Here is a 23,529-nt window from a genome sequence, read left to right as displayed (position 1 = left end):
ATAAGGTAAAAACTGGAATATATTATGCATACTTTGGCGGGTAACCTTCTTACCGCTGGAGAAATGGATGAACCGTTTCATTATCGCCGACGCGAGCAAGTGCATCGGCTGCCGCACCTGTGAAGTGGCCTGCGTGGTTTCTCATCAGGAAAATCAGGATTGCGCCGCGCTGACGCCAAAAAACTTTTTACCGCGTATTCATGTGATTAAAGGCGTCAATGTCTCGACGGCTACCGCCTGTCGTCAGTGCGAAGACGCCCCGTGCGCCAACGCCTGTCCGAACGGGGCGATTGGCCGCGACAAAGATTTTGTCCACGTCATGCAGGAGCGCTGTATCGGCTGTAAGACCTGCGTGGTGGCCTGCCCGTATGGCGCGATGGAGGTGGTGGTGCGTCCGGTTATCCGCCACAGCGGAGCAGGGTTGAACATAGTGGCGGATAAAGCCGAAGCCAACAAGTGCGACCTCTGCTACCATCGCGAGGCGGGACCGGCCTGTATGGATGCCTGCCCGACTCACGCGCTGATGTGCGTCGATCGCGGCAAACTCGAACAGATGAATAACGAAAAGCGCCATCGTACGGCGCTGAGCTGGTAACCCGACCGCATGCTGAACGGGGTGCAAATCCGCATTCGCGGCAAAGTGCAGGGGGTGGGATTTCGCCCCTTTGTCTGGCAACTGGCGCAGCAACTGGGTCTGCGCGGCGACGTGTGCAATGACGGCGATGGCGTGCTGGTGCGCCTTGCCAGTGATGACGCGCTGTTTCTCGCCGCGTTAACCCGACGCTGTCCGCCGCTGGCGCGTATTGACAGTACCGAAACCCGGCCGTTTGTCTGGGCTGCCGCACCGTCAGACTTTTCCATCCGCCAAAGCGGAGCCGGGAGCATGCGCACCCAGATCGTGCCCGATGCCGCCACCTGCCCGGCGTGTCTTGCGGAGATGAACGATCCGCAGGATCGCCGCTACCGCTACCCGTTTATTAACTGCACCCACTGCGGGCCGCGTTTTACCATTATTCGCGCCATGCCCTACGACCGACCGTTAACCTCGATGTCGCCGTTCCCTCTTTGTCCCGTCTGCGCGGCGGAATATGGCGATCCTGCCGATCGCCGCTTTCATGCTCAGCCTGTGGCCTGCGCTGAATGCGGGCCGCGGCTGGAGTGGCGCGGCGCGGAGGGCGCTCTGTTCGGAGAGAGCGCTTTAGACACGGCGATTGCTCGCCTGATGGCGGGAGAGATTGTGGCGGTGAAGGGGCTGGGCGGTTTCCACCTGGTGTGCGATGCCGGAAACCGCCATGCGGTGGCGACGCTGCGGGCACGTAAACGTCGTCCGGCCAAACCGCTGGCGGTGATGCTGGCGACGACGGTGGGACTCTCTGACCAGGCGGTGAAGCTGTTGACTTCTCCCGCCGCGCCGATTGTGCTGCTGGACAAAGCGCAGGTTGATGGCCTGTGCGATCTCATTGCGCCAGGGCTTATTGACGTCGGGGGAATGCTGCCCTCGAATCCGCTGCAGCATTTGCTTTCGCAGGCGCTGGCGCGCCCCCTGGTGATGACTTCCGGCAACCTCAGCGGCCGCCCGCCAGCGCTAAGCAATGACCAGGCGCTGGCGGATTTAGCCGGGATTGCCGACGGGTTTCTGCTGCATAACCGTGAGATTGTGCAGCGGATGGATGATTCCGTGGCGCGGCAAAGCGGCGAAATGCTGCGCCGCGCCCGCGGCTACGTGCCGGACGCGCTGACGCTGCCGCCGGGGTTCCACGATGCGCCGCCGCTGTTGGCCCTCGGCGCGGATATGAAAAATACTTTCTGCCTGCTGCGCGGAAACGAAGCGGTGCTCAGTCAGCACTTCGGCGATCTTGACGATGAGGGCGTGGAGGCGCAGTGGCGGCGGGCGTTGCACCTGATGCAGGCGATTTACGCTTTTACGCCGCAGCAGGTGGTGGCTGATACCCATCCCGGCTATCGCGTCTCGCAGTGGGCGGCATCGCTGGCGCTGCCGGTGGAGCACGTTTTACATCATCATGCCCATGCGGCCGCGTGTCTCGCCGAGCATCGCTGGCCGCTGGATGGCGGCGACGTTATCGCCCTGACGCTGGATGGCATCGGCATGGGGGAAAACGGGGAGCTATGGGGCGGCGAGTGCCTGCGGGTCAACTACCGGGAGTGCCAGCGTCTCGGCGGATTGCCCGCGGTGGCGTTGCCCGGCGGCGATCTTGCCGCCCGTCAGCCGTGGCGCAATCTGCTCGCCCACTGTCTGGCGTTTGTGCCTGAGTGGCAGAACTATGCCGAAACCGCGGCGCTGCGCCAGCAAAACTGGCCGCTGCTGGCGCGGGCTATCGAGCGCGGCATTAATGCGCCGAAAGCGTCGTCGTGCGGGCGTCTGTTTGATGCTGTCGCTTGTGCCCTGGGCTGCGCGCCGCCAGGCCTGAGTTATGAGGGCGAGGCGGCCTGTCGGCTGGAAGCGCTGGCGGCGACCTGCAAAGGTATTGACCACCCGGTGACATTGCCGTGGCGCGACGGCGCGCTGGATTTATCCACTTTCTGGCGACAGTGGCTGGCCTGGCAGGCCACTCCGGCGCAGAAGGCGTGGGCATTTCATGACGCCCTGGCCCGCGGGCTGGCGGCAATGGCCCGTGATTGCGCGCGCGCGCAGAAGATCTCCACCCTGGCCTTTGGCGGCGGCGTGCTGCATAACCGATTGTTGGTGGCGCGATTGACCTTTTATCTGGCCGATTTTACTCTGCTCTTTCCGCAGCAGTTTCCTGCTGGCGATGGCGCGATTGCTCTCGGCCAGGCGGTTATCGCCGCAGCCCGCCTGCAGTCTTAAAGGATAGCAACATGATAGTGACGATTTTGCGTCAGCAGCCGCGCGCGACGGCGCTGGTGATGGTGTTAATTGTGGCCAATTTGCTGGCCTGGATCTGGGCGTTTGCGGCATTTGGCGATAGCGGCGCGCTGATGGCCGCCAGCCTGCTGGCCTGGGGATACGGTCTGCGTCATGCGGTGGATGCCGATCATATCGCGGCGATCGATAATGTTACGCGCAAAATGATGCAGCAGGGGCGACGGCCTTTCGCCGTTGGCGCATGGTTTTCGCTGGGGCACTCGTCGATTGTGGTGCTGGCTTCGGCGGCGATTGCCGCTACGGCTACCGCATTCGGCCAGCAGATGAGCTGGTTTCACGATACCGGCAGCGTGATCGGTACCGCCGTGTCGGCGCTGTTTTTGTTGGTGATGGCGTTTATCAACCTGGTTATTCTGCGCAGCGTCTGGCGCAGCTTTCAGGCGTGGAAGCAGGGCGAAAAGGTCAGCGATGAGGTGGCGGCCAGCGGCGGCATGATGAGCTGGCTGTTTGCCAAAACCTTTCGCCTCATCAGCCGCAGCTGGCAGATGTATCTGGTGGGATTTCTGTTTGGTCTCGGCTTTGATACGGCGACGGAGATCGGCGTGCTGGGGATTTCCGCCGCCAGCGCGTCGAGCGGGATGTCGATCTGGTCGATTATGGTTTTTCCGGCGCTGTTCGCCAGCGGGATGGCGCTGGTGGATACGCTCGATAACGTGCTGATGGTCGGCGCCTACGGCTGGGCGTTCAGCAAACCCCAGCGCAAGCTCTATTACAATATGACCATTACCGGTACTTCAGTGGTGGTGGCGCTGTTTATCGGCGGCCTGGAGGCGCTGGGGCTGTTGATGGATAAGTTTTCCCTGAGCGGCGGAGTATGGCGCTGGATTGGCGCATTAAATGATCATCTTGGCGATGCGGGGTTTGCCGTTGTGGGGCTATTTGTGGCCTGCTGGGTGTTGTCGGTGCTTAACTATCGCTGGCGCGGTTACGACAAGCTGGCCAGGTAGATTGGGGATAGTCTCCCGGAAGCGGTAAGGGAAATTGGCCGCCTCCGGGAATAACGTCCGTTCTGGCCATTTAGCTGGCCAGTTGTTTGAGCAGGCTAAAGGCGTCTTTCATGCGGTCCTCGCTGACCACAAAAGCACGCAACTGGTTTTCGGCATCCACGCCTTTCGCCACCATACTGTTTTTAGCGGCAACGATATTCCACGTCAGATCCTCACGCAGCGTATCGCCCGCCAGGTGCAGCGGTAAATCCGGCGTTTTGACTTTCACCAGCATCGGCGGCAGTTTTAGTTCGCTCTGCCAGGCCAGCAGATTTTTGCTCAGGCAGATGGCGCTCAGCAGAGTCGGCTGCAGGAACGGCAGGATCATCCCGTTGATTTCCGCGCAGTCGCCGAGGGCGTATATCGCCGGATGGCTGGTTTGCAACTGGCTGTTTACCACTACGCCGCGATTAATCTTCAGGCCCGCATGCCGCGCCAGCGCTGTTTCCGGGCGCAAACCGGCAGCAGCGACCACCGCATCAACGACCACCGTGCGTTCACGGTCCACAGTGACGCGAATACCATCAGTGCGCTGCTCCAGGCTTTTAAGTTGCGATTTCAGCATCAGATGTACGCCCCTATCGGTCAGATGATGCTGTAAACGACTACTCACCTCCGGCGGCGTCAGCGCCGACAGCACGCTGGCGGCGTTATCCACTACTGTCACCGCTTTCCCGGCGCGGCAGAAATCCATCGCCAGCTCGCAGCCAATCAGGCCGCCGCCGACAATCAGCACCCGCCTGGCGTCGCGTAGCTGGCTCTGCGCCGCGCCGTATTCCTGCTGGCTGTTCAGGGTCAGCATCAGCTCGCGTCCTGGCACCGGCGGAATAAACGGCATCGCGCCGGTGGCCAGCACCAGCTTGTCATAGGGCCACTCGCGCGCCCGGCTCTTCACCACCTGATTATCGGCGTCGATCTCGCTTATCCGGGTGTGCGGAAACAGGCGCAAACAATATTGCTCAGCGAACTCTCCCGCCGTTTGCAGGGTCAGATCGTCGGCGTTCTGTTTGCGACTGACCACATGGCTGAGATCCGGTTTGTTGTACTCATCCATACTGTCGGCGGCTATTAACGTCAGCGGGATTTGCAGGTCCTGTTTGCGGATATTTTTCACCAGCTGACGGGCCGCGAAGCCCGAACCGATGATAACGATGCCAGCACTCATTTTGCCTCCGATGCCAGAACATCAAACACATCTTTACCCAGAGAACACTCAGGGCACAGGAAGTTATCCGGGACTTCGCTCCACGGCGTGCCGGGCTGGACATCCTGGTTCGGTTCACCTTTCGCTGGATCGTAAATCCACTGGCAAACGCCGCACTGCATTTTCGGACCGCAATCAACGGTGGCTGCCGCTGCGCAAGCCGTGGCGTTCTCCTGGTTATGCGGCAGCGGGGAGAGGGCCCACTGACGGGCGATTTCGCGACCGTGTTCGCGGCACAGCGCCAGGGCGTCGCGATCCGGACGCCATTTGGCCTTCAGGCTCAGGGACATTTCAAATCCCGCGTCCTGCAAACGCGTGGACAGACGGTCAACCGCGCCGCCGCTCCAGCCGTGGGAACCAAAGGCGCTGGCGTGTTTGTTACGAAAACGCAGGCCGGTCATCTCTTCCACCAGACCGGCAATTTTCGGCATCATTACGTTGTTCATGGTTGAGGTACCGACCAGCACGCCTTTTGAGCGGAACACGTTGGTCAAAATGTCGTTTTTATCGCTGCGGGCGACGTTAAAGATTTTCACCGCCACGTTCGGGTCAACTTCATTGATGCCCTGGGCAATCGCGTCGGCCATCATGCGGGTGTTGTTGGACATGGTGTCATAGAAAAGGGTGATCCGGTCTTCCTGATAGTCCGCCGCCCATTTCAGGTACAGCTCAACGATCTGCGTTGGGTTATCGCGCCATACCACGCCGTGGGAGGTGGCTATCATCTCTACCGGCAGGTTGAAGCTGAGGATCTCGGTGATTTTAGGCGTGACCAGACGGCTGAACGGGGTCAGGATGTTGGCGTAGTAGCGCTGGCACTGTTCGAACAGTTCGTTCTGGTCCACTTCGTCGTTGAACAGACGTTCATCGCAGTAGTGCTGGCCAAAGGCGTCGTTGCTGAACAGCACGGCATCGCCAGTCATGTAGGTCATCATGCTGTCCGGCCAGTGCAGCATCGGTGTTTCCACGAAGATCAATTGCTTGCCGTTGCCGATATCCAGGCTGTCGCCGGTTTTCACCACATTAAAGTTCCACTCCGGATGATGGTGATGGCCGTTGATGGAGTCGATGGCATTGGCGGTACAGTAAATCGGGGTGTCCGGGATCTGCGCCATCAGTTCGGTCAGCGCGCCGGCATGGTCTTCTTCGGCATGGTTAATAATGATGTAATCGATATCGGCGAGGTCAATTTCGCCGCGCAGATTCTGCACGAACTCGCGACTGAATCTATGGTCGACGGTATCGATCAGCACATTTTGTTCTTCCCGGATGAGATAGCTGTTATAGCTGCTGCCACGCAGCGTTTTGTATTCGGTTCCGTGAAAATCACGGACTTCCCAGTCACGTTGGCCCACCCAATGAATGTTATTCTTAACCAGAATTGACATAGCAACCTCAATAAATTCAGCATGGTTTAAAAACAGATATGTTGCTTATATCAAGGTGCGTGCCAATTTTTAATTATTTGATTTTTAATGTTTTAATATTTTCATTAAAACTATTGATGTCAAAAAGACAATGGTCATAATAGTCATTATGACTCTTTTTATTGTCAAAATGACAATGAGGCGACAATGAGTTTTTCCGTCGAAGCCCTGGCGAAAATCGCCATTGATTTACAAAGCGATCTTGGTCATGCCGATCGTTTCTCGCGCCTGATCGCCACTCTGCGACAGATCCTTGGTTGCGATGCTTCTGCGCTGTTGCGCTATGAAGCGCATCAGTTTGTGCCGCTGGCGATTGATGGTCTGGCTCAGGATGTGCTCGGGCGGCGCTTCGCCCTTGAAGGGCATCCGCGGCTGGAGGCGATTGCCCGCGCCGGGGATGTGGTGCGGTTCCCCGCAGACAGCGATTTGCCGGACCCTTATGATGGGTTGATCCCCGGCCTGGAGAGTCTGAAGGTACACGCCTGCGTCGGGCTGCCGCTGTTTGCCGGGCAAACGTTGATTGGCGCCCTTACCCTTGATGGCATGGATGCGGACCGTTTCGATAGCTTCAGCGATGAGGAACTGCGCCTGATTGCCGCCCTCGTGGCCGGGGCGCTCAATAACGCGCTGCTGATTGCCAGGCTGGAAAATCAAAATGTGCTGCCGGAGCCGACCAGCGTTTACCCGGTATCCGAACGCCAGGAAATTATTGGTCTGTCGGCGTCGGTGCAGCAACTGAAAAAAGAGATCGATATCGTCGCCGCTTCCGATCTAAACGTCCTGATTAGCGGTGAAACCGGCACCGGTAAAGAGCTGGTGGCGAAGGCTGTTCATCAGGGATCGCCGCGGGTGGCTAATCCGCTGGTATATCTCAACTGTGCGGCTTTACCGGAGAGCGTGGCGGAGAGCGAGCTGTTTGGTCACGTTAAAGGGGCGTTTACCGGGGCGATAAGCAACCGCAGCGGCAAGTTTGAAATGGCGGATAACGGGACGCTTTTCCTCGATGAAATTGGTGAACTGTCGCTGGCGCTGCAGGCCAAGCTGTTGCGGGTGCTGCAATATGGCGATATTCAACGGGTCGGTGACGATCGCAGCCTGCGGGTCGATGTGCGGGTTCTGGCGGCCACCAACCGCGACCTGCGCCACGAGGTAGTGGAGGGGCGTTTCCGCGCCGACCTTTATCATCGTCTGAGCGTGTTCCCGCTGTCGGTTCCGGCGCTGCGCGAACGGGGAAATGACGTGGTGCTGCTGGCGGGCTATTTCTGCGAGCAGTGCCGTTTACGCATGGGGCTGGCGCAGGTGATTTTAAGCGAGGCCACACGCGCCAGGCTGCTTGCCTGGTCATGGCCGGGTAATGTACGCGAGCTTGAGCATGCCATTCATCGGGCGGTGGTGCTGGCGCGGGCGACCCAGGCGGGTAATGAGGTGGTGCTGGAGCCACAGCATTTTCAGTTCACGGTTGAAGCGCCGGGTCTGCCGGGCATAAGCCCGCAGCCAGTGGCTGAAGTCGTGAGTTTGCGCGCGGCGACGGAGGCGTTTCAGCGTGCAACCCTTGCCAGAGCGCTGGCGGATAACAACCGTAACTGGGCAGCCACCGCCCGGGCGCTGGATCTTGATGTTGCCAACCTGCACCGGCTGGCGAAGCGTCTCGGGCTTAAAGGATCCCGGCCTGATAAAAACTCTGCAGGTTGATGGCGCCGACCAGCTGGCCGTTCTCATCAATTACCGGAGCGGCGCTGATTTTGTGCTTCATCAGGCGCTCTTTGGCTTCTATTGCGCGACTGTCTGCCTGCAGCGTTACGCCGTTACGGGTCATTGCCTGGCTGACAATATCCTGTAAGCTGCCGCCGCCTACCAGCCAGCGGCGCAGGTCGCCATCGGTAAATACGCCCTGGACACGATTGCGCTCATCGCAGACTGCCACCAGCCCCAGTCCGGTGCGGCTGAGTTCGAGCATCGCGTCCATAACGCTGGCGTCGATAGACACGCGCGGCACGTCGTTATCGCGACGCATCAGATGATGAACTTTATTCAGCAGCCGCGCGCCCAGCGCGCCAGCCGGGTGCGAGCGGGCAAAATCCTCTTCGCTGAATCCCCGCGCCTGCATCACCGCCATCGCCAGCGCATCGCCGAGCATCAGGGTGTTGACGGTGCTGGAGGTCGGGGCGAGGTACATCGGGCAGGCCTCTCGCTCTACGGCGATATTGAGCACTGCTTTGGCCGCCAGCGCCAGCGGTGAAGCGGATTTGCCGGTCATCGCCAGCAGCGGAATGGCTTTTTCCTCCAGACGCGGGACGATGAGATCCAGCTCTTTGGCGCTGCCGGAATAGGAGATAAACAGCATCACGTCGCGGCTGTCGAGCATCCCGAGGTCGCCGTGCAGCGCTTCCGCCGGATGCACGAAAAAGGCCGGCGTCCCTGTGCTGGCGAAGGTGGCGGCCAGCTTTTTACCAATATGGCCCGATTTACCGATACCCGAGACAATCAGTTTGCCTTCGCAGTGGATGATGGTTTCCGCCGCGCGGATAAAGTCGTCGCCCAGGCGTTCAGGCAGGCGGCTTGCCTCCTGAAGTTCCAGCAACAGGGTCTGGCGTCCGGCTTCCAGCAGCACGTTACTCATGATGTTCTCCAGTAGTAATGACTTCAATTCCTTTGTCCTCCAGCGCTCGCTGGAATTCCGGGTCGATGTCGGCATCGGTAATCAGTTTATCCACGCTCTCCAGGCCGCAGACGATATTGGGGCTTTTACGGCCAAATTTCGATGAGTCGGCCATCAGGATAACTTCTCTGGCCGCATTGCACATGGCTTTGCTGACGGTATAAACCTCATTGAAGGTGGTGACGCCAGCGATTAAATCAATGCCGTCGGTGCCCATAAACAGTCTGTCAAAGCTGAAGTGTTCGAAGGCGTTTTCCGCCAGTTGGCCGTGAAAAGAGGCCGATTTTTTGCGGAAGGTGCCGCCCGGCATCAGGATCGTTTGTTCATTATCCAGTTCGGAAAGCGCGTTAACGATATGCAGGCTGTTGGTCATCACGGTGATGTTATTGAAACGGCTGAGCATCGGCACCATTTGCAGCACCGTACTGCCGGCATCGAGAATGATCGAGTCGCCATCATGTATAAAGCTGACGGCGGCTTGCGCAATCCGCTCTTTTTTATGGGTGTTGATCAGCGTCTTGTGGTCGATGGGCGGGTCGGCCTCGTCTTTATTTAACACGACGCCGCCGTAAGTGCGAATAACGGTCCCCGCATTCTCAAGGATGACCAGATCCTTACGGATGGTGGTGCCGGTGGTGTCGAAGTGTTGCGCCAGTTCTTCGACCGAACATTTGCCCTGCGATTGCAGATGTTCAAGAATGGCAGCCTGGCGCTGACGTGGTTTCATAGGTGTTGTATCCTGCGGTTAAAATTTCGAAGTGATAATTTCGCAAGATATTAACTTTCACAACGAAATTATAGGTATTTCGGATTAAGCGCTAATAATAGTGCATTCTGACAGAGAGGATCATTGGGAAAGATCACATCAGGCTGCAATTCTTCGATATGTTTGCCGTTAAGCGCAGGGATTTTTTGCGGCCTGGTGAAAACGGTGAGACCTTTCATCAACAACGTATCGCGAATACGGTCGTGCTCGTCGACGGCGATAGCGATGACGGCGCGCGGCCTGAACCGGCCAGCGGAACGGCCAACGCCAACGCGTCCTTTCTGGCTGAGTTGATCAAAGGCGTGATTAAATTGCCTGATTTGCCAGCCGCCAAAGATGAGTTGAGTTATCCAGGCGAGGGCGGCGACGGTGATTAATGTGTTAACCATATCAGTTTCCTTAGCGGTGTGTTGTCGGGAAATCCCCGGGGCGCGGCGCGCACGCCTTGCCCGAGGGACGCTCTGCTTCTGTCGCCCGGATACGCGCAGCGTAATCCGGGACGCCTGTTTTAAAACATCACCTGCCCGCCGGTGATGTTAATAGACTGCCCGGTGCAGTACGAAGCCTGTGGGCTGGCGTAAAACATCAGCACATTAAGCACATCCTGATAATCGCAGCCGCGTTTCAGCGGCACTTTATCGATGTAGTACTGCTCTACCTGATCTTCGGCGATCCCCAGTTTGGTGGCGTACTGCGGTAGCAGGGACTGGAACATTGGCGACTTCAGCAGGTTGCCCAGCATCAGAGAATGCACGGTGATGCCATATTCCGCGAGATCCAGCGCCAGAGACTGCGTTAGCCCCACGCCGCCGAACTTCGCCGCGCTATAGCCAGAGTTATGCTTGCTGCCGACTTTGCCGGATTTGGAGTTGATCTGAATGATGCGCCCTTTAATCCCGTCGCGGATCATCAGCCGGGAAAACTCACGGGCGCAGAGGAAGTAGCCCACCAGATTAACCTGTAGCGAGCGGTCGAAATCGCCCAGCGCGAAGTCGCTGATAAAGGCCGCTTTGGCGATTCCGGCGCTGTAAACCAGCAGGTCAACGCGGGAAAATATGTCGTCCACGCCGCGGGCAAGGGCGACAACGCTGGCTTCGCTGGTGGCGTCTGCGCCGAAGCCGTAAGCCCTTCCTTCGCCATATTCCGCATTAATGGCCTGTGCGACGCGGGTCGCTTTATCACTCTGAATATCGACAACGGCGACACGATAGCCCTCTGCGGCAAGCCCACGACACAGAAACTCCCCTAAGGTTTGTCCCCCACCGATGACAACAGCAACCTGATTCATAATTTTCTCCTTACAACTTAAGCAACAAATTTCAGTACGCAGCCGGTGGCGATGGTTTCCGGCACCGGGCCCGCCACGTGGACGGTTCCGGGGAACTCCGCTTCGTGATGTCCATCAAAACGCAGCGTGATATGGCCGAGCTCGCGCAGGTTTTGCTCAGCGACATCGCCGACGGCGGTCACCGGATAGCGCTGTTCACCAAGCTGGAGCTCTGCGCCTGGCAGCAGCGGGCCGGACAGCTCGCCGTGGTTGTGAATAAAGCAGTACTCTTCGATATCGGCCGGGGCGCCCTCCCGGAAAGTGATCAGCATCTGGTCTGCCAGCGCCATCGTCGCGCTGGCGCCAATGTGCGTAATGGTGGTCTGGTAAATCACGGTCATCTTCAGGAACCTCTTATTGGTAAATAAACCCGGAAACGAACCAGGCGATCAGTACCGTTGGCGCGCCGGTCAGGAAGCGGCTCACCAGCACTGACGGTACGCCGACGCGCACGGTCTCCTGACGAGCTTCCGCCAGCGACAGGCCAACCGGAATAAAGTCGCAGGCGGCCTGGGCGTTAATGGCAAACAGCGCGGGCAGGGCGAGATGCGGTGGAATATTGCCAAGACCAATCTGGACGCCAATCAGCACGCCGATAACCTGCGCGATGACTGCGCCAGGGCCAAGAAACGGCGACAGTAGGGGGAAAGAACAGATGAGCGCCAGGGTAACGAGGCCCAGCGGATGGCTGGCGAGGGGCGCCAGGCCGTGGGCGATCCAGTCGCCGACGCCGGAGGCCATAATGATGCCAATCAGCGCCGAAACGAAGGCCATAAACGGCAGAATAGTTTTCAGCACCGTATCAATGGTGTCGCGACCGGCCTGGAACATCACCGCCACGACGGAGCCCATTCCCATGCCGATCTTCGCCAGCAGGCCATCGCTTTGCTCGGTTATTTTCTTGCTGGCATCATAGTCACGGGGCGCTGACTGGGCTGGCGCAGCCTCTGGCGCCGGGGCGCGGCTGCCTTCCTGCGCGGTAATGTTCTCTTCTTTAACGCCGGAAACGTAAATATCCTCAACGATATACTGCGCCAGCGGGCCGGATTTACCGGTAGAGTGAATATTAATGGTCGGGATGCGGCGCTTTGGATAGATACCGCAGCGCAGGGTGCCGCCGCAGTCGATAATCGCCACGCCGATTTCCGCTTCCGGCGGTTCGCCCTCTTTAAAACCATCTACCGCCTGCCAGCCGGTCAGACCGGCAATTTTATCGACGATCGCCGGACGGGTGCCTGCGGTGATATAGACAATCTTTTTACCGGCAACGGCGTCCAGTTCGAGAGGGCCGCCCCAGCCGCCGGTGCCTTTTTCAATGCGAATACGCGTCATGATGTCGCTCCTGACAGACGAACTTTCTGTTCAAGTTGAATGGCCATTTTTTTCTCAAAAATCGATGTGGTCAGATCGGTTATCCAGCCACGGAAGAAGTTGGTTACCAGACCAACCAGCAGATAGCTCACCGCCAGCGGCCCCAGCGGCAGACCGAGGGTGGTCAGCCCATTGGCGATCCCCAGATAGACAAACAGTTCGCCGGGATTGATATGCGGAAACAGGCCATTCATTGAGTGGCAGCTATAAGAAGCGGCCGCGTAGTAGCTCGGTTTGTATTTCTCGGGCATAAAGCGCCCCAGGCTCAGGGTCATCGGATTACAAAAAACGAAGGTACCGATACAGGGCAACAGCAGATAGCGGGAGATCGGATTACCGGCGCAGCGTTGCGCCAGCTTTTCGATCCGTTGCTGACCAATAAAATTGATCAGCGCGTTCATGATCACCAGCAGACTGATCAGTAGGGGCAGGATCCCGGTAACCATTCCGGTAAACACCTCACCTCCCTTCTGAAACAGGCCGATAAACCATTCGGCGGCGTGGGTAATGACATCAATCATTGTTCTCTCCTTCAGCGTGTTATTTTTCTTGCTAACTGGCGGCCAATTTTAATCACTTTGAAAGATTTAAAAGTGTTAAATTGATCGCAAAATGAAAGATAAATATTTTATTTTGAAAGTTTGTGCGAGAGAAAGAATGGATGTGACGAGTGATAAGGAAAAAGTGGCAATAAAAAAGAATTTACATTACCTGCGCTTCCTTGTGAGCGGGCGCATGTTTTACCATAACGATCTCTTGCCGATTTGTTAAATGGATGTCCCATGTTGAAGCGTCGCTCTCTGGCTTTACTCCCCTTGTGTTTCATTCTCGCTGCCTGTAGCAGCAAACCCCACACTCCCGCAGAAACGGAAATAGCGGGCGGTACGGGCGGTTTTTTGCTGGATCCGCAGCATAACGTAATGCAGATGGGGGGGGATTTCGCCAATAATCCGGCGGCAGAGCAGTTCATCGACAAAATGGTCAGTAAACATGGTTTCGACCGGCAGCAGTTGCATGACATCCTCTCGCAGGCCAAACGTCTGGACTACGTTCTGCGTTTGATGGACCGTCAGGCACCGAGCAGATTGCCGCCGTCAGGGCCGAATGGCGCCTGGCTGCGCTATAAAAAACAGTTTATTACCCCGGCTAACGTACAGAACGGCGTGGCGTTCTGGAATCAGTATCAGGATGCGCTTAATCGTGCGTATCAGGTTTACGGCGTGCCGCCGGAAATTATCGTCGGTATTATTGGCGTAGAGACCCGCTGGGGCCGGGTGATGGGCAAAACTCGCATCCTTGATGCGCTGGCGACGCTGTCGTTTAACTACCCGCGTCGCGCCGAATATTTCTCCAGCGAGCTGGAAACGTTCCTGTTGATGGCGCGTAGCGAAAAAGATGATCCGCTTGACCTGAAAGGCTCCTTCGCCGGGGCGATGGGCTACGGTCAGTTTATGCCTTCTTCCTATCGCCAGTACGCGGTGGACTTTAACGGCGATGGACATATCAACCTGTGGGATCCGGTGGATGCCATCGGCAGTGTGGCGAACTACTTTAAACAGCATGGCTGGGTGAACGGCGATCTGGTGGCGGTACAGGCGATGGGCCAGGCGCCGGGGCTGAACGACGGTTTTAAAACCAAATACAGCGTCTCGCAGCTGGCGGCAGCAGGATTGACGCCGACTCAACCGCTGGGCAACCACCAGCAGGTAAGCCTGCTGCGGCTGGATATCGGCACGGGATATCAGTACTGGTACGGTCTGCCGAATTTCTACACCATTACTCGCTATAACCACAGCACCCATTATGCAATGGCCGTCTGGCAACTGGGGCTGGCGGTTTCTCAGGCCCGCATACAGTAATCCTGACTTACGGACTCCTCTCCGTTCTAAGACGAGTCCGTAACATTTTGCAGCATTTCCTTTCGTTGACACCAATTTACATTTTGCTCATCTTTCAATATTGTTACGTTATAACGTTTTGTTGAGGTGAGAAAATTGATTTCCATACTGATGGCCTCTGGTGCAACGCGGCTGGCAATCGCCTGCGCCTTACTGGCCGTGCTGTGGCTGGCGACCTGGTGGGCGGTGTCGTTGCCATGATTGAGCTTGATCATCTGGTGGCAGGCTACGAGGGCCTGGCGATTACTCCATCATTGAGCGGCACCATAGAGATGGGGAGCATGACGGCCATCGTTGGTCTGAATGGCTGTGGTAAATCGACGTTGTTGAAGACGCTGGCCGGATTTATTCCGCCGGTAAGCGGCCGACTGAGCTGGCGCAACGGGCGGCCCATTATCGGTTGGCTGGCGCAGCGGCATGCGCTGGAGTCCCAGTTTCCGTTGACGGTGCAGGATGTTGTCAGCCAGGGCGCCTGGCCGCGGGTGTCGTTACTGCGCGGGTTGCGCGGAGAGGTGCGTCAGCGCATCTCTGCGGCGCTGGAGCGGGTAGGGATGTCGGCGATGGCGAAAACACCGATCGAGGAACTTTCCGGCGGTCAGTTTCAGCGCATGTTATTTGCCAGAGTGATGGTGCAACGGGCGCCGCTGGTGATGCTGGACGAGCCGTTTACCGGCATTGATGAAGCGACCAGTCGCGAACTGATGGCGCTGATCCTCGACATGCATCGGCAGGGCCAGACGATCCTCGCGGTGCTGCACGATAACCAGCGAGTGACCGACTATTTCCCGGAAACGATGCTGTTGACGCCGCAGCGCGCCCGCTGGGGGAACACGCCCGATGTGCTACCCGCATTTAACTCCGTGAGGCTGGCATGATCTGGCATACCTTTTTTCAGCCGTTTATCGAATTTGGTTTTATGCGCCGCGCGCTGGTGGTGTGCCTTGCGTTATCGCTGAGCACCACCATGCTTGGCGTCTTTTTGCTTCTGCGGCGCATGAGCCTGATGGGCGATGCGCTATCTCACGCGATTTTGCCCGGGGTGGCGGTGGGCTACCTGCTTAACGGAATGTCTCTGTTGGCGATGAGCGTCGGCGGTTTTATCGCCGGGATTGTGGTTGCGCTGGTGGCGGGGTGGGTCAGTCGTCGCACGCCGTTAAAAGAGGATGCCAGCTTTGCCGGATTTTATCTCGGCTCCCTGGCGCTGGGCGTCACGTTGGTATCGTTGCGCAGTTCAAACGTCGACCTGTTGCATCTGCTGTTTGGCTCGATTCTGGCGGTCGACAGCGATTCTGCGCTGTTTGTTGCCGGTGTCGCCAGCCTGACGCTGATGTGTATCGCCCTGTTTTATCGCGGACTGGTCAGCGAAGCTTTCGATAGCGTCTGGCTACAGGTGAACTCCCGACGCTTGCCCGCGCTGTTGCACGGTCTGTTTCTCGCCTTGCTGGTGCTCAATCTGGTGGCGGGATTTCAGGTTCTCGGCACGTTGATGGCGGTGGGCGTCATGATGCTACCCGCGGTGGCAGCGCGCTGTTGGATGAAGACGCTGCCGGGGATTCTGTTGCTGGCGGCGCTCATCGGCGGCTTTTGCGCGTGGATGGGGCTGAGCCTGTCATGGGCGGCGAATTTGCCTGCCGGGCCCGCCATTGTGCTGACCGCCAGCGGCATCTTTTTTGTTTCAGTGTTTTTTGGCACGCGCAGTCGGCTGGTTGTCGGCTGGCGTAAATTAATGGGGTAAGAAAATGATGAAACGTACCGGGATCTTGCTGGCGCTGGCGTTAGGCCTGGCATCGCAAGGGGTAATGGCGAAAACGCTGAATGTGGTGAGTAGTTTTTCCGTTTTAGGCGATATTGTACAGCAGGTTGGCGGTGAGCATGTGCATGTGGATTCGCTGGTGGGCCCTGACGGCGACCCACATACCTTCGAACCATCGCCGAAAGATAGTGCGCTGCTCAGTAAGGCTGATGTGGTGGTGGTGAATGGCCTCGGACTGGAAGGCTGGCTCGACAGATTAATTAAAGCCTCTGGTTTTAAAGGCGAACTGGTTGTTGCGTCCAAAGGCGTGAAAACCCATACCCTTGATGAAGACGGAAAGACGGTAACCGATCCGCACGCCTGGAACAGCGCGGCAAACGGCGCGCTGTATGCGCAGAATATCCTCAACGGTCTGGTTAAGGCCGATCCGCAGGATAAAACCGCACTGGAGGCCTCCGGCAAAGCCTATATCAGCCAGCTCAAAGAGATCGATAGCTGGGCCAAAAAACAGTTCAGCGCTATTCCGCAAGCAAAGCGTAAGGTACTGACCAGCCATGACGCTTTCGGCTATTTTGGCCGCGCTTATGGCGTAACCTTCCTCGCGCCGCAGGGCCTGTCTTCGGAAAGTGAAGCCAGCGCGGCGCAGGTGGCGGCGTTAATCAAACAAATTAAAGCTGACGGCGTGCATACCTGGTTTATGGAAAATCAGCTCGACCCGCGACTGGTTAAACAGATCGCCAGCGCAACGGGTGCGCAACCGGGCGGCGAACTTTATCCTGAAGCGCTCTCCAGACCGGGCGGCGTGGCGGACAGCTACGTGAAAATGATGCGTCATAACGTGCAACTGATCGCTGCGAGTATGAAATAAATGAAGCCGGCCCGTGATGGGCCGGTTAGTCATGACCATTCGATATCTGTTTTCTTTCTGAGCGCCGTAGACTAAAGCTTCATTCAGCAATAGCTGTATGCCGTGATTCTGTGCGCGCTCATTCCTGATAACCTCGAATTCAACTCTCTTATCGGCGGCGAATGGCGGTACGGATAAGCCTGACCGTTCCCGGCTAATGCTGAGCCAGCGTGGACGATGTTTTTCGCAAGACCCCTCGTAAAATTGCCACTTCATCCCCATATTTCCGCTGAAAGTGCTATCTTTGATGGCTTCTTTATATGGCCTACGTGGGGCAACGAATGACTGATTCAGAATTAATGCAACTGAGTGAGCAAGTGGGGCAGGCACTGAAAGCGCGCGGCGCAACGGTGACCACGGCAGAGTCCTGCACCGGCGGTTGGGTAGCCAAAACGCTTACCGATATCGCGGGGAGCTCGGCATGGTTTGAGCGTGGTTTCGTCACTTACAGTAATGAAGCGAAATCGCAGATGATCGGCGTCAATGAAGAGACGCTACTCGACCATGGCGCGGTGAGTGAACCGGTTGTGGTGGAGATGGCGATTGGCGCCCTTCGCGCGGCTCGCGCGGATTATGCGATATCGGTCAGCGGCATTGCCGGACCGGATGGCGGCAGTGTGGAAAAGCCGGTTGGGACCGTATGGTTTGGCGTTGCCAGCGCCAGCGGCCAGGGGGTTACCCAATGCGAATGTTTCTCCGGAGACCGTGAGTCGGTGCGCCGTCAGGCAACGGCGTATGCGTTAACACTCCTCTGGCAACAATTTCTACAAAATACTTGATACTGTATGACCATACAGTATAATTGCCTCAACAGAACAGAATTGACTATCCGGTAACACCCGGCATGAGAGGAGTTAGAATGGCTATCGACGAAAACAAACAGAAAGCGTTGGCGGCAGCACTGGGCCAGATTGAAAAACAATTCGGTAAAGGTTCCATCATGCGCCTGGGTGAAGACCGTTCTATGGATGTGGAAACTATCTCCACCGGCTCGCTTTCTCTGGATATTGCCCTGGGCGCTGGCGGCCTGCCGATGGGGCGTATCGTCGAGATTTATGGGCCTGAATCTTCCGGTAAAACGACGCTGACTCTGCAGGTCATCGCTGCGGCGCAGCGAGAAGGTAAAACCTGTGCGTTTATCGATGCAGAACACGCGCTGGATCCCATCTATGCGCGTAAGCTGGGCGTTGATATTGACAACCTGCTTTGCTCCCAGCCGGATACCGGCGAACAGGCGCTGGAAATCTGCGACGCGCTGGCCCGTTCCGGCGCGGTAGATGTCATCGTTGTCGACTCCGTTGCGGCGTTGACCCCGAAAGCGGAAATCGAAGGCGAAATCGGCGATTCTCACATGGGCCTTGCGGCACGCATGATGAGCCAGGCGATGCGTAAGCTGGCGGGTAACCTGAAGCAGTCCAATACGCTGCTGATTTTCATTAACCAGATTCGTATGAAAATTGGCGTAATGTTCGGTAACCCTGAAACCACCACCGGTGGTAACGCGCTGAAATTCTACGCCTCCGTTCGTCTGGATATCCGTCGTATCGGCGCAGTGAAAGAGGGCGATAATGTTGTCGGTAGCGAAACCCGCGTTAAAGTGGTGAAAAACAAAATTGCCGCGCCGTTTAAGCAGGCTGAATTCCAGATCCTCTACGGCGAAGGTATTAACTTCTTCGGTGAGCTGGTCGATCTCGGCGTGAAAGAGAAGCTGATTGAGAAAGCCGGTGCCTGGTACAGCTACAACGGCGATAAAATCGGTCAGGGCAAAGCGAATGCGATCTCCTGGCTTAAAGAGAATCCGGCTGCGGCAAAAGAGATCGAGAAGAAAGTCCGTGAACTGCTGCTGAGCAATCAGGATTCCACACCGGATTTCGCGGTTGATGGCAACAGCGAAGCAGAAACCGCACAAGATTTCTGATATTGTCTGCACAGACTAAAAAGGGCCGCTTCTGCGGCCCTTTGGCTTTTTGATTAGCGAGGCTTCCGTGACTGAAACTTCATCCCGCCGCTCTGGCTATGCTCGCCTGCTTGATCGCGCTATGCGAATTCTCGCCATGCGCGACCACAGTGAACGGGAGCTAAGACGTAAGCTGTCAGCTCCGGTCATGGGGAAGAATGGCCCGGAGGTACTGGAGGCGACTCAGGAAGAGGTTGAAAACGTTGTCGCGTGGTGCATTGATAACCGCTATCTGGACGACGAACGCTTTGTTCATCAGTTTATTGCCAGCCGTAGCCGCAAGGGATACGGCCCGGCGCGCGTCCGTCAGGAGCTAAAGCAGAAGGGGATCTCTCGTGAGACGATAGAGGCAGCCATGCGCGAGTGCGAAATTGACTGGGTGCGGCTTGCCAAAGAGCAGGCGCAGCGAAAATATGGCGAACCCCTGCCCACCGTATTTGCCGAGAAAGTCAAAATTCAGCGCTTTTTGCTCTACCGCGGCTATCTGATGGAGGATATCCAGGAAATCTGGCGAAATTTTGCAGATTGACCCATCCGGGATTTTACTTCCCCGTGAAGAAAACTTATCTTATTCCCACTTTATTTTCGTGAGTAGCCTGCCGGTCAATACTGGGTAGGGGCTGCCAGCGACATTTCGTTAGCTTGATTTCAGGATAATTATGAGCAAGAGCACCGCTGAGATCCGTCAGGCGTTTCTCGACTTTTTCCATAGTAAAGGACATCAGGTAGTTGCGAGCAGCTCCCTGGTGCCGCATAACGACCCGACCCTGCTGTTTACCAACGCCGGGATGAACCAGTTCAAGGATGTTTTCCTTGGTCTCGACAAACGTAATTATTCGCGCGCGACTACCGCGCAGCGTTGCGTTCGTGCGGGTGGTAAGCACAACGATCTGGAAAACGTCGGTTACACCGCGCGTCACCACACTTTTTTTGAAATGCTGGGTAACTTCAGCTTCGGCGATTACTTTAAGCAGGATGCTATTAAATATGCATGGGAACTGCTGACCGGAGAAAACTGGTTCGCGTTACCGAAAGAAAAACTGTGGGTGACCGTTTACGAAACCGATGATGAAGCCTTTGATATCTGGGCGAATGAAGTCGGTGTACCGCACGAGCGTATTATCCGTATCGGTGATAACAAAGGCGCGCCTTTTGCTTCTGATAACTTCTGGCAGATGGGTGATACCGGGCCGTGCGGTCCGTGTACCGAAATCTTTTTCGACCACGGCGACCATATCTGGGGGGGCCCTCCGGGAAGTCCCGAAGAAGATGGCGATCGCTATATTGAGATCTGGAACATCGTCTTTATGCAGTTTAACCGTCAGGCTGACGGGACGATGGAACCGCTGCCGAAACCGTCCGTTGATACCGGGATGGGCCTGGAGCGTATCGCTGCTGTGCTGCAGCACGTAAACTCCAACTACGAAATCGATCTGTTCCGCGATCTGATTAACAGCGTGGCTGGCGTGACGGGCGCGACCGATCTGTCTAACAAATCGCTGCGCGTTATTGCTGACCATATTCGTTCCTGCGCGTTCCTGATTGCCGATGGCGTTACGCCGTCGAATGAAAACCGCGGCTACGTGCTGCGCCGCATTATTCGTCGTGCTATTCGTCATGGCAACATGCTGGGCGCGAAGGATACTTTCTTCTGGAAACTGGTTGCTCCGTTGATTGATGTCATGGGCTCAGCGGGTGAAGAACTCAAACAGCAGCAGGCTCAGGTTGAGCAGGTACTGAAAACTGAAGAAGAGCAGTTTGCCCGCACCCTGGAGCGCGGACTGGCGCTACTGGACGAAGAACTGGCTAAACTGAAAGGCGATACGCTGGACGGAGAAACCGCTTTCCGTCTGTACGATACCTACGGTTTCCCGGTTGATCTGACCGCAGACGTCTGCCGTGAACGCAATATTAAAGTTGATGAAGCGGGCTTTGACGAAGCGATGGAAGAGCAGCGTCGTCGCGCGCGTGAATCCAGTGGTTTTGGTGCCGACTACAATGCGATGATTCGTGTTGACGGCGCCTCTGAGTTTAAAGGCTACGACAGCCTGGAACTAAACGCTAAAGTGACAGCCCTGTTTATCGACGGTAAAGCGGTTGAAACAGTGAATGCGGGCCAGGAGGCGGTGGTTATTCTGGATCAGACGCCATTCTACGCTGAATCCGGTGGTCAGGTGGGCGACAAAGGCGAACTGAAGGGTGCCGGTTTTTCCTTCCAGGTCAGTGATACCCAGAAATACGGTCAGGCGATTGGTCACATCGGGAAACTGATCGGCGGCTCGCTGAAATCAGGCGATGCGGTTCAGGCCGATGTCGATCAAGCTCGTCGGCAGCGTATCCGTCTGAATCACTCCGCAACGCACCTGATGCATGCGGCATTGCGTCAGGTTCTTGGGACGCACGTCGCGCAGAAAGGTTCTTTGGTCAACGACAAGGCGCTGCGTTTTGACTTCTCGCATTTTGAAGCGATGAAGCCGGATGAGATCCGGGCGGTAGAAGATCTGGTCAACGCGCAAATTCGTCGCAACCTGCCAATCGAAACCAATATCATGGATATTGATGCTGCGCGTAAATCAGGCGCTATGGCGCTGTTTGGTGAGAAATACGACGATCGCGTCCGCGTGCTAAGTATGGGGGATTTCTCCACGGAACTGTGTGGCGGCACTCACGCCTCGCGCACCGGTGATATCGGCCTGTTCCGTATTACGTCTGAGTCCGGCACTGCCGCAGGCGTGCGCCGTATTGAAGCGGTCACTGGCGAAGGCGCGATTGCATGGCTGCATGCGCAAAGCGATCAACTGAGCGATATTGCGCAGTTGCTGAAGGGGGATACCCACAGCCTCGGCGACAAAGTGCGCGCCGCGTTAGAACGCAGCCGCCAACTGGAAAAAGAGCTTCAGCAACTGAAAGAGCAGGCTGCGGCGCAGGAGAGCGCAAGCCTCAGCAGTAAAGCGGAAGAGATTAACGGTGTTAAACTGCTGGTCAGCGAGCTGGCTGGCGTTGAGCCGAAAATGCTGCGTACCATGGTGGACGACCTGAAGAATCAGTTGGGTTCAACGGTTATCGTATTAGCCACGGTTGCAGATGGTAAGGTTTCTCTTATTGCCGGAGTGTCTAAGGATGTGACAGACCGCGTGAAAGCAGGGGAACTGATTGGTATGGTCGCCCGGCAGGTGGGCGGAAAAGGGGGCGGTCGTCCGGATATGGCGCAAGCCGGTGGTACGGATGCGTCTGCTCTCCCTGCTGCGTTGGCCAGTGTGAAAGGCTGGGTAAGCGCAAAACTGTAATAACTATAAACAATAGATGCTGCCGTTCCCGGATGGCGGCATCTTGCGCGAGAAGCACTGATAACGATAAAGTCGGGTTGAAGTTGTGTATATCGGCTAAACTTAGGTTCACAGAATGTGATGCCGCGGCTGCTTACACTGTAGGGTGTTTGTGATCGCTTACGTTTTGGCGTTATATGATAGATAATGCCGGGATACGAGAGCCCGACTCTTTTAATCTTTCAAGGAGCAAAGAATGCTGATTCTGACTCGTCGAGTTGGTGAGACCCTCATGATTGGAGATGAGGTCACTGTGACAGTTTTAGGGGTTAAGGGTAACCAGGTACGTATTGGCGTTAATGCCCCTAAAGAAGTCTCTGTCCATCGTGAAGAGATCTACCAGCGTATCCAGGCTGAAAAATCCCAGCAGTCCAGTTACTAAGGTTTTCGCGCCTCGCTATTCGGTGAGGCGCCTCTCTCTGCCCGCTATTTTCCTCACTTTTCTTCTTCGATTGCTTCTCTTTTTTGACTATTCCCTGATATCCGTTACAGCTATTTTTTCCTTTCATAGCGGTGTGATCGTCAATTTCTTGTTGATAAAATACTCTTTTTGCCGTTTTCACCGTCTAATTGCGCGGGAAGTGTGCAAACGAAAAAAAGGTCTCGAAAAATCGTTTGACTTATAGGTACCAGAAAGTAATATGTGCGCCATCGCAGCGACGAAGAGCGCAAACAAGTTCTTCGAAGCACTCGTAAGAGGCGTGTGGTGAGGTGGCCGAGAGGCTGAAGGCGCTCCCCTGCTAAGGGAGTATGCGGTCAAAAGCTGCATCCGGGGTTCGAATCCCCGCCTCACCGCCATTTTGCATCCGTAGCTCAGCTGGATAGAGTACTCGGCTACGAACCGAGCGGTCGGAGGTTCGAATCCTCCCGGATGCACCATCTTCTCCAGGGGAACAGCAGCGCTGTTGTCTAATGGTCTGCAAGAAAGCAGCCAGTGCCGGAGAAGATAACGTTGCTTCCAAAGAGCAAGCCGCGTAGCCATTCTCCTTACGCAGTGTGGCAAGTGTTAGATGTGACACTGCGCGTAGTAAATGTAGTAAACA

Annotated in this window: 22 protein-coding genes and 2 tRNA genes; 15 read left to right on the top strand and 9 right to left on the bottom strand. The window is 56.5% G+C overall.

Annotation, left to right across the window (positions count from 1 at the left end; all coding sequences use genetic code 11):
* Positions 1 to 67 precede the first annotated feature (67 nt).
* Genes hydN through FE839_RS05185 form a run of 3 tightly spaced genes read left to right on the top strand, consistent with a single transcriptional unit; the run spans position 68 to position 3,852 of the window.
* Entirely contained in the window at positions 68 to 595 is a 528-nt protein-coding gene (gene hydN, locus FE839_RS05195) for an electron transport protein HydN (protein ID WP_138359773.1), read from the top strand.
* Positions 596 to 607: 12 nt separating this feature from the next.
* On the top strand, positions 608 to 2,827 hold the full coding sequence (hypF, locus tag FE839_RS05190; RefSeq protein ID WP_138359870.1) for a carbamoyltransferase HypF: 2,220 nt from the start codon (positions 608 to 610) through the stop codon (positions 2,825 to 2,827).
* Between the two features lie 11 nt (positions 2,828 to 2,838).
* A complete protein-coding gene (locus FE839_RS05185; protein WP_138359772.1) occupies positions 2,839 to 3,852 on the top strand; it encodes a HoxN/HupN/NixA family nickel/cobalt transporter in 1,014 nt (337 codons plus the stop codon).
* 70 nt (positions 3,853 to 3,922) lie between these two features.
* Here the strand turns inward: FE839_RS05185 and norW are convergent, their stop codons facing one another.
* Both norW and norV read right to left on the bottom strand, forming a co-directional pair.
* Positions 3,923 to 5,056 carry an NADH:flavorubredoxin reductase NorW gene (gene norW, locus FE839_RS05180; protein WP_138359771.1) on the bottom strand — a complete coding sequence of 378 codons (1,134 nt, stop codon included), beginning with the start codon at positions 5,054 to 5,056 and terminating at the stop codon, positions 3,923 to 3,925.
* Positions 5,053 to 6,483 carry an anaerobic nitric oxide reductase flavorubredoxin gene (gene norV, locus FE839_RS05175; RefSeq protein WP_138359770.1) on the bottom strand — a complete coding sequence of 477 codons (1,431 nt, stop codon included), beginning with the start codon at positions 6,481 to 6,483 and terminating at the stop codon, positions 5,053 to 5,055. Before norV ends, norW begins: the two co-directional genes overlap by 4 nt.
* 186 nt (positions 6,484 to 6,669) lie before the next feature.
* Here norV and norR point away from each other — a divergent pair, with 186 nt between their 5' ends.
* Positions 6,670 to 8,214 carry a nitric oxide reductase transcriptional regulator NorR gene (gene norR / locus FE839_RS05165; RefSeq protein ID WP_138359768.1) on the top strand — a complete coding sequence of 515 codons (1,545 nt, stop codon included), beginning with the start codon at positions 6,670 to 6,672 and terminating at the stop codon, positions 8,212 to 8,214.
* Here the strand turns inward: norR and gutQ are convergent.
* From gutQ to srlA, 7 genes are all read right to left on the bottom strand, one after another.
* Complete coding sequence (gutQ, locus tag FE839_RS05160) at positions 8,177 to 9,142, bottom strand: arabinose-5-phosphate isomerase GutQ (protein ID WP_138359767.1); 966 nt, start codon at positions 9,140 to 9,142, stop codon at positions 8,177 to 8,179. The two genes, norR and gutQ, sit on opposite strands and share 38 nt — an antisense overlap.
* Complete coding sequence (gene srlR, locus FE839_RS05155) at positions 9,135 to 9,908, bottom strand: glucitol operon DNA-binding transcriptional repressor SrlR (RefSeq protein ID WP_138359766.1); 774 nt, start codon at positions 9,906 to 9,908, stop codon at positions 9,135 to 9,137. The genes gutQ and srlR overlap by 8 nt, the downstream gene beginning before the upstream one ends.
* 68 nt (positions 9,909 to 9,976) lie before the next feature.
* Entirely contained in the window at positions 9,977 to 10,336 is a 360-nt protein-coding gene (gene gutM, locus FE839_RS05150; RefSeq protein ID WP_138359765.1) for a transcriptional regulator GutM, read from the bottom strand.
* Positions 10,337 to 10,455: 119 nt separating this feature from the next.
* Positions 10,456 to 11,235 carry a sorbitol-6-phosphate dehydrogenase gene (gene srlD / locus FE839_RS05145; RefSeq protein WP_138359764.1) on the bottom strand — a complete coding sequence of 260 codons (780 nt, stop codon included), beginning with the start codon at positions 11,233 to 11,235 and terminating at the stop codon, positions 10,456 to 10,458.
* A gap of 17 nt (positions 11,236 to 11,252) precedes the next feature.
* Positions 11,253 to 11,615, bottom strand: a complete 363-nt coding sequence (gene srlB / locus FE839_RS05140) for a PTS glucitol/sorbitol transporter subunit IIA (RefSeq protein WP_138359763.1) — start codon at positions 11,613 to 11,615, stop codon at positions 11,253 to 11,255.
* Between the two features lie 13 nt (positions 11,616 to 11,628).
* Complete coding sequence (srlE, locus tag FE839_RS05135; protein ID WP_138359762.1) at positions 11,629 to 12,606, bottom strand: PTS glucitol/sorbitol transporter subunit IIB; 978 nt, start codon at positions 12,604 to 12,606, stop codon at positions 11,629 to 11,631.
* Positions 12,603 to 13,166 (bottom strand): PTS glucitol/sorbitol transporter subunit IIC, encoded by a 564-nt coding sequence (gene srlA / locus FE839_RS05130; protein ID WP_138359761.1) that lies wholly within the window; start codon positions 13,164 to 13,166, stop codon positions 12,603 to 12,605. The genes srlE and srlA overlap by 4 nt, the downstream gene beginning before the upstream one ends.
* A 261-nt stretch (positions 13,167 to 13,427) precedes the next feature.
* Between srlA and mltB the strand changes: the two genes are divergently transcribed.
* The 11 genes from mltB to FE839_RS05070 all read left to right on the top strand — a co-directional run bounded on the left by mltB (position 13,428) and on the right by FE839_RS05070 (position 23,365).
* Positions 13,428 to 14,504, top strand: coding sequence for a lytic murein transglycosylase B (mltB, locus tag FE839_RS05125; protein WP_138359760.1), 1,077 nt, complete (start codon positions 13,428 to 13,430; stop codon positions 14,502 to 14,504).
* A 203-nt stretch (positions 14,505 to 14,707) separates the two neighbouring features.
* Positions 14,708 to 15,418 carry a metal ABC transporter ATP-binding protein gene (locus tag FE839_RS05115; protein WP_171034825.1) on the top strand — a complete coding sequence of 237 codons (711 nt, stop codon included), beginning with the start codon at positions 14,708 to 14,710 and terminating at the stop codon, positions 15,416 to 15,418.
* The gene (locus FE839_RS05110) at positions 15,415 to 16,278 is read left to right on the top strand and encodes a metal ABC transporter permease (RefSeq protein ID WP_138359758.1); all 864 of its coding nucleotides are present in this window, start codon (positions 15,415 to 15,417) and stop codon (positions 16,276 to 16,278) included. Before FE839_RS05115 ends, FE839_RS05110 begins: the two co-directional genes overlap by 4 nt.
* Positions 16,279 to 16,285: 7 nt before the next feature.
* Positions 16,286 to 17,164 (top strand): metal ABC transporter substrate-binding protein, encoded by an 879-nt coding sequence (locus FE839_RS05105; RefSeq protein WP_138359868.1) that lies wholly within the window; start codon positions 16,286 to 16,288, stop codon positions 17,162 to 17,164.
* 320 nt (positions 17,165 to 17,484) lie between these two features.
* Complete coding sequence (gene pncC, locus FE839_RS05100; RefSeq protein ID WP_138359757.1) at positions 17,485 to 17,982, top strand: nicotinamide-nucleotide amidase; 498 nt, start codon at positions 17,485 to 17,487, stop codon at positions 17,980 to 17,982.
* An 80-nt stretch (positions 17,983 to 18,062) separates the two neighbouring features.
* Positions 18,063 to 19,121: a recombinase RecA gene (gene recA / locus FE839_RS05095; protein ID WP_138359756.1), complete on the top strand. Its 1,059-nt coding sequence runs from the start codon at positions 18,063 to 18,065 to the stop codon at positions 19,119 to 19,121.
* Positions 19,122 to 19,188: 67 nt separating this feature from the next.
* Positions 19,189 to 19,689, top strand: coding sequence for a recombination regulator RecX (gene recX / locus FE839_RS05090; protein WP_138359755.1), 501 nt, complete (start codon positions 19,189 to 19,191; stop codon positions 19,687 to 19,689).
* A 130-nt stretch (positions 19,690 to 19,819) separates the two neighbouring features.
* A complete protein-coding gene (alaS, locus tag FE839_RS05085) occupies positions 19,820 to 22,447 on the top strand; it encodes an alanine--tRNA ligase (RefSeq protein ID WP_138359754.1) in 2,628 nt (875 codons plus the stop codon).
* A 235-nt stretch (positions 22,448 to 22,682) separates the two neighbouring features.
* Positions 22,683 to 22,868 (top strand): carbon storage regulator CsrA, encoded by a 186-nt coding sequence (csrA, locus tag FE839_RS05080; RefSeq protein ID WP_000906486.1) that lies wholly within the window; start codon positions 22,683 to 22,685, stop codon positions 22,866 to 22,868.
* Between the two features lie 323 nt (positions 22,869 to 23,191).
* Positions 23,192 to 23,284, top strand: a tRNA-Ser gene (locus tag FE839_RS05075).
* Between the two features lie 4 nt (positions 23,285 to 23,288).
* Positions 23,289 to 23,365, top strand: a tRNA-Arg gene (locus FE839_RS05070).
* Positions 23,366 to 23,529 lie beyond the last annotated feature (164 nt).

It is taken from the genome of Klebsiella indica (assembly GCF_005860775.1).
Lineage (GTDB): Bacteria > Pseudomonadota > Gammaproteobacteria > Enterobacterales > Enterobacteriaceae > Klebsiella > Klebsiella indica.
The sequence above is the reverse complement of the archived record's forward strand: the minus strand, read 5'-3'. Positions and strand labels throughout refer to the sequence as shown.